The organism is Wolbachia endosymbiont of Nasonia giraulti, from assembly GCF_048054155.1.
Lineage (GTDB): Bacteria > Pseudomonadota > Alphaproteobacteria > Rickettsiales > Anaplasmataceae > Wolbachia > Wolbachia pipientis_C.
This window is the reverse complement of sequence record NZ_JAFEVH010000050.1, coordinates 1-7,087: the sequence shown is the minus strand read 5'-3', so window position 1 is coordinate 7,087 and position 7,087 is coordinate 1. Positions and strand designations below refer to the sequence as shown.

General features: G+C 34.4%; 3 protein-coding genes and 1 pseudogene. All 4 read left to right on the top strand.

Going from position 1 to position 7,087, the window contains the following annotated elements:
- Positions 1-480: 480 nt before the first annotated feature.
- Positions 481-1,506: an FtsH protease activity modulator HflK gene (gene hflK / locus JR312_RS05410; RefSeq protein ID WP_416647914.1), complete on the top strand. Its 1,026-nt coding sequence runs from the start codon at positions 481-483 to the stop codon at positions 1,504-1,506.
- A gap of 2 nt (positions 1,507-1,508) precedes the next feature.
- On the top strand, positions 1,509-2,381 hold the full coding sequence (gene hflC / locus JR312_RS05405; RefSeq protein ID WP_264330795.1) for a protease modulator HflC: 873 nt from the start codon (positions 1,509-1,511) through the stop codon (positions 2,379-2,381).
- 3 nt (positions 2,382-2,384) lie between these two features.
- Positions 2,385-3,848, top strand: coding sequence for a DegQ family serine endoprotease (locus JR312_RS05400; protein WP_416647913.1), 1,464 nt, complete (start codon positions 2,385-2,387; stop codon positions 3,846-3,848).
- 352 nt (positions 3,849-4,200) lie between these two features.
- Positions 4,201-6,813 (top strand): annotated as a pseudogene (locus tag JR312_RS05395) (collagen-like domain-containing protein); the annotation flags it as partial.
- Between the last annotated feature and the right edge of the window lie 274 nt (positions 6,814-7,087).

Here is a 7,087-nt window from a genome sequence, read left to right as displayed (position 1 = left end):
TGATACGAGTCAAGCAAATAGAACTACTGGTTCTATTTGCTTGACTCGTATCAAACCTCCATCTTTTATATCAATTTATTACTTTTTTTTCGGTTTGACACACTTTTTTGAACGTTCCCTCTCAAAACTCAGATACACAATTGTTTGAACATTGCAATTTGCAGGTAATTTGCATAGTAGATAATGTCATTCCATCACTTGACAATGATTTATTACGCAGCTACTTGATTAAAATTAAGTTTCCTAAATCCCAGGCATTGTCTTTTATGTTAATAATTAATATACAACTAAAGATACTTATCAAAAACGACAATAAAGAGTTTAAAAAAAGCCAGAAAATTCTATAGAATCAACCGTACTATATAGAGAAAAGAAAGTGTATGATAATATTCTTCGTTTCAATTTGTAAACAAAATAGTTTTGCATTTTTCGATAAGATTAAGTAATATCAGCGTATTAGTTATACAATTAATAATTTTTATGGATGAGCGTAATCCTTGGAATCTTGGAAAGAAACCGTCAGATCCAAGTAATGAAGATATTTTAAGTAAAGCTGTGTCTGATATAAGATGCTTTTTTAATGGCTTAACCAGAAATAGAGGGAAAAAACCTTATTTCATCATTTTCATTGTTTTGTTGTTTTATTTTTGTACTGGTTTCTATATTGTCCATCCGAGTGAGGAAGGTATAGAACTTACTTTTGGCAAATATTCCAATACAGAAACATCTGGTTTGCGTTATCACTTTCCCTACCCTATTGGTAAGGTTTTTAAAGTGAATGTTAAAGAAGTAAATCGTGAAGAAATTGGGATAAGCAGCTCTTATGGGCGAGATACAGATCGTGGTGAAGGAGTGATGCTTACCGGAGATGAGAATATAGTCAACGTTAACTTTGAGGTCCAGTGGCGAGTTAGAGATGCCAAAGATTATTTATTCAAAGTGCGGGATTATAAACCTGGTTTCAGCGTTAAAAATGCTGCTGAAAGTGCTATGAGAGAAATAATAGGTAAAAATACGATCTCTTTTGCACTCGAAGGTCAAGGTAGGGCTGAAATCTCCAGAGATACTAGAATTTTATTGCAACAGATTCTTGATGGATATCAAATGGGTATAGAAATTTTATCTGTTCAAATGAAAAAAATTGACCCACCAGAAAAAGTGATTAGCTCATTTAGGGATGTACAAAGTGCTCGTGCAGATAAGGAGCGTACTATAAACGAAGCATATGCTTACAGTAATGATATTATACCTCGTGCAAAAGGTGAGGCAATAAAGATAAAGTTAGATGCAGAAGCATATGAGGACGAAATAATAAATGAAGCGAAAGGTAATGCAAATCGCTTTTTATCTCTTTATGAAGAATATAGACAAAATCCTTCTCTTGTTAAGAATCGTATTTATCTTGAAACTATGGAAAATATTTTCAGCAAGGTAGATAAGTTTGTTATAACAGACGATCTGAAAGGTATGTTCTCTTATTTACCTCTTACAAATTTAGGGAAATAGTCATGAGTAGTAATATTAAAATTGTTTTTGCTTTCATATTTGTTGTATTATTGATTGCCTTATCTAATTCAATCTTCGTTGTTCAAGAAACAAAACAAGCGATAGTTATACAACTTGGTAAAGTCGTAAAAGATGTTAGGGACAGTGGTTTATATTTTAAGCTACCATTTATAAATAACGTAGAATTTCTTGATAAGAGAATTTTAGATCTAAGTCCTGATAAAACTCCAAGGGAAGTGATAACTGCAGATCAAAAGCGTATTATAGTAGATGCTTATGCAAAATATAAAATAATAGATCCTATCACTTTTTATCAAACTGTGAAAAATGAATCAGGGCTAGTTAGAAGATTATATCCTGTCATAGAAGCTCACATAAGGGAGAATATAGGAAGATTTTCATTAATTAGTTTATTGAATGAAAAGAGATCAGAAGTTATGCAATTAATTCAACGTGGAGTTTATTCTGAAGCTGGAAAATTTGGCATAGAAATAATAGATGTAAGAATTAAGAGAGCAGATCTACCAGAAGAAAATAGTTCTGCAATATTTCGCCGCATGCAAACTGAAAGGGAAAAGGAAGCAAAAGAAATTAGAGCAGAAGGAGAACAAGCTGGACAAGAAATTAGATCAAAAGCTGATAAATTAAAAAGGGGAATTGTCTCTAGTGCAGTAAAAGAATCACATGAAATAAGAGGCCGTGGTTATGCTGAAGCAACTAGAATCTATAATGAGGCATTTAAGGCTGATGAAGAGTTCTTTAACTTTTATCGCTCTATGAAAGCTTACAATAAATCATTTGCTGAGGGTAATACTAAATTTGTGCTTTCACCAAATAATAATTTCTTAGATATTTTGAACAAGGGATGGAAATAGTTTATGAAAAGTAAAGCATTTATTTTATCTATATTTGCATATTTTTTAATTTCATTTTCTTCATATGCTAATCTGTTTGCAAAAACAGTTGCAGATCCTGTATGTAGTTGTAATAAAGGGCTTGCTGATATAGTGGAAGAACTTATTCCCGCAGTTGTAAATATTTCAAGTGAGCAAATAGTTAAGCAAGAAAATAACAGTAGAACTAAAATTCCCTTTACGCCAAGAAATAATTTCTTTGATGACTTTAGAGAATTTTTCGAGCATTTTGATCAATTTTTTGATAGAGCTCCTAGCATTAATAGAGAAGTGACGTTACTTGGGTCTGGATTTATTATAGATAAAAGTGGAACCATAGTAACCAACTATCACGTTATTAAAAATGCCCAAGATATTACAGTTACTATGAACGATAATACTTATTTCAAAGCAGAAGTTTTAGGCTATGATGCAAAAACTGATCTTGCTGTGCTTAAGATTAATTCTGATAAAGATCTTCCTTTTGTTGAATTTGGTAATTCTGATAAAGCAAGAGTTGGTGATACAGTTATTGCAATAGGCAACCCTTTTGGTTTGGGTGGCTCTGTAAGTACAGGAATTGTGTCTGCAAGATCTAGAGACATTAGTATTGGTACTATGAATGAATTTATTCAAACTGATGCTGCAATTAATAGAGGTAACTCAGGGGGACCACTATTTCATCTAAATGGAAAAGTTATAGGCATTAATACTGCTATTTATTCCCCATCTGAGTCTGGCGGTAACGTGGGTATAGGCTTTGCTATACCATCTAATCTAGCTATTTCAATTATTGACACATTAAAAAGTGGTAAAAAAATAAAACATGGTTGGCTTGGCGTGCAAGTTCAGCCTATAACAAAAGAATTTGCTGAATCCTTGGGTTTAAAAGATATCAAAGGTGCATTAGTTGCAAGCGTAGTAAAGGGCAGTCCTGCAGAGAAAGGAGGAATCAAAGTAGGTGATATACTATTAGAGTTTGACGGCAAAAAAATTGATAGAATGACGCAATTACCTCATATGGTTTCACGAACTGAGCCCGGAAAGAAAGTACAGGTTAAGTTACTTAGAAAAGGTAAAGAAATCAATATCAAGGTTGCAATCGAGGAATCTACAAATGATGATTCAGGTAATAATCAAGAAGAAAATAAATCAACATCTAGTTATATAAGTGGTTTAACCGTTTCAAATTTGCCAAAAGAACTAAAAAATAATGCACCCACAAAGGGTGTAGTAGTTACTAGTGTAGATAGTAGTAGTAATTCTACACTACGTGTTATTAAGAAAGGTGATATAATTATTCAACTAGATGGAATCGATATTGAAAATACTAATGATTTTCAAAAACAAATTGATTCAGCAGTAAAGAAAGACGGCAAAGATTCAGTAATGTTGCTTATTTACCGCAACGGCAATCAATTTTTTACCTCAATCAAATTGAAGAAGTAGCTATTTATCTAGCTGGTCATGAAAAAATTGCTTGACAAATTTAACCAGCTTCTTTATCCTGAGGGTAAGGGTGTTTCTATAGATTAATAGAATTTATTCCTATACTGAAAACGTTTCCAACGAGATTATGGAAGAACTGGAACGACATCATCTATCAGGTGAAAGAGCTGTAGTAGTAAGAAATTGGATAATATAAAGCATTTTTATGCTCAGTTGTGAAAAAATAACTTTCTTTCACAAATTACTTTATAAGTAAATTAGTATAAAGCATAATCATATTTACTTATCATCATTATTAATCAATAATTAATACCCATAAATTAACTATATCTAATCGCAAAGGGAGGTGGAGATGCGTTTTAAGCTAGAAAAGGAAGATATTCCACAAAACGATTGTAATAATAGAACTGGTCGTAGGATACCTGCACAAATAAGATTAAATAACAAAACAACATTTAGCCTGCCTAGTGTATCTTACATTATCATCGACAACAATATTGGCCTGAGTTTTCAAATTTGGGATTTGAAGCATGACGTGGCAAGTATACTAAACGACTTATCTGAATGGCCACAATTAAAGCTAGAAAGGGTAGGAAATGATTACAAATTCGCTTTAGTTACTACCTCTGATCAACCTTATTATTATTACTATGATGGCAAAAATACTATCATAGCTACTATTGATCGTATACCTCATGTTTACACAAATGGTTTACATGTTAACGCATATAATCGTGAAAGCTGTAGTATTTATTATGAACTGCTAGAAAACAGGAAGGTTTTAATAGATCCAAAAGACATAATTAGTAGCGAAAATGTCAGTCTTATTTTGGAAGATCTTAAAAGTTCACCTGATAAAAGACTCAAAATAAAAATAGGAGACTATTTGTTTAAAGAATCAAGAAATATATACAAATTATATAGTAGCGCTCAGGTATATGATTCAATTGGTAGAAAAGTTGGCATATTGAATGATATCCTTTCAGCATTTACTCGTATAAGCAATACATTCCAGTTATTCCCTTTTCATGAAATGGAGAGCTTGAAAGCACAAGATACCTATTTCGCAGTAAAAAAGTTAGGCAATAGTTATGTTGGTTGCATATCGTATGAAAATAGCACATGCAAAAATTTTTATAATTTTAACCCTAATTCTTTTGGGTATGAGCACGACAATAGACCAGGTCCATATCCTTATTATTATAACTTAGAAAATTTTGATAACTTTTTGGAGGTTGATGTGAATATTCAAGAACATATAAATTTAGAAACAGAAATTGAACTTTTAAAACGCAGAATAGACAGATTAGAACGTACTGGTGTACAAGGTCCTAAAGGTGAGCCAGGTAAAAGGGGACAAAAAGGTGATAGAGGCTTCGATGGAGCGCCTGGTCCTCAAGGTAACAAGGGGGATACTGGATCGTCAGGTGCGCATGGATCAAAAGGTGATCAAGGACCTAAAGGAGAAAAAGGGAATCAAGGCACTAATGGAATAACTCCAAGTATTAATCAAGTTGTTACCGAATTTTCTTCTAACAGAGCCCATCTATATCCTTTAGCAGAAGCTATAATAGAAGAAGATCAGCGTAATTCCATGGGATTTTCAGAAAGAATAGCACATTTTTTTGGTGAGCGTGTAAAGCGAGAAGATTCTTTAAAAGCGTTAGTTAAGGGCATACAAGGTCCTCCAGGCCAAAAGGGCGAACCAGGTCGTAACGGTGAACGGGGGTTAAAGGGCGAACAAGGTTCCAAAGGTAATAAGGGTGACCGAGGTTTTCCTGGTCCAGAAGGTTCTAAAGGAAATACTGGCTCAAAAGGTGAGAAGGGAGATGCCTCAAGTGCTATAGAAATTGCAACTGAATTAGTTACCAGTAAAAAAGCTGAGCTAGGAGAAGCAGTTCTTAACGCAAATGGTATCAAAGGTGAAAATCTTGCAACTCAGATTGCCGGTAAAATTAATCTTAATTCGCAGGAACTTGTGAATAAAATTGATGTAGCAAAACTTACTGAAGGAGTAGTAAGTAAACTTTCTTTAGAGGAAGCAAAAAACATTATAAAAGATACTGTGAGTAAGATAACAAGCGATGCCACAAAGAAAAATAATCCCGATCCTATAGCCTTCCAAAAATATGAAAAATTTGCAGAAAAGCTTGCTAAACTACTTGTTGATAGAAGCAGTATGAGCGAGATAGAAGCTCACAATCTTATAAAAGGTAAGGTGAGCGATTGGGCACTTGCTAAGTATCTTCTGCTTCATAGTGATTTAAATAAGCAGCCAAAGGCTCTAGAAATCGTGAAGCAAGAAATAGACAAGGAAAAATTAGTTGAGTATTTGCTTGAGTATGCCAAATTAAAAGGCGATGTGAATGCAGCAAAAACAATAGTTGAAAATATTGTTCATCAGTTCTTTGACACTCAAAAAGTAGGTGAATTAGGAAGAGCAGTACTAGAAGCAAAAGATGATCAAGATAAAAAAGTGCTGGTAAATGATCCAGTCTTACGTGAAGGAATAGCAGAAGAGTTGAGACAAAATCCAGGAAAGATAAAAGGTCCCAAAGGAGATACTGGAACAGATGGATTGCCAGGTGCACAAGGTCCTAAGGGAGAGCCAGGCATAAAAGGAGAGCCAGGTATAAATGGAACAAAAGGAGATATTGGTCCTCAAGGCATAAAAGGTGAGCCAGGTATAGATGGAACAAAGGGAGATATTGGTCCTAAAGGATTAGACGGAGCCATGGGAATAAAAGGTGATAGGGGTGAGAAAGGAGAGATAGGTTCTAAAGGTGAAAAAGGAGAACCAGGTGCGAATGGGTTACAAGGTCCAGAAGGTCCTAAAGGATCAGATGGGTTGCCAGGTCCTAAAGGAGAGCCAGGCATAAAAGGAGAGCCAGGTATAAATGGAACAAAAGGAGATATTGGTCCTAAAGGCATAAAAGGTGAGCCGGGTATAGACGGATTAAAAGGAGATATTGGTCCTCAAGGCATAAAAGGTGAGCCAGGTATAAATGGAACAAAGGGAGATATTGGTCCTAAAGGATTAGACGGAGCCATGGGAATAAAAGGTGATAGGGGTGAGAAAGGAGCTCCAGGTGCAAATGGATTGCCAGGTTCCAAGGGAGAAGATGGGAACGTTCAAAAAAGTGTGTCAAACCGCATTTTCAATTCAACTCAATTTTTAACCTACCAGGAAAAAAGATATCAAGTTGAGACATAGTTAAAGCCCAATTAGGCAAAGCAGT

Bases quoted from the DNA above. Each gene is read 5' to 3' on its own strand.
- hflK (WP_416647914.1), top strand. From the start codon at position 481: ATGGATGAGCGTAATCCTTGGAATCTTGGAAAGAAACCGTCAGATCCA.
- hflC (WP_264330795.1), top strand. From the start codon at position 1,509: ATGAGTAGTAATATTAAAATTGTTTTTGCTTTCATATTTGTTGTATTA.
- JR312_RS05400 (WP_416647913.1), top strand. From the start codon at position 2,385: ATGAAAAGTAAAGCATTTATTTTATCTATATTTGCATATTTTTTAATT.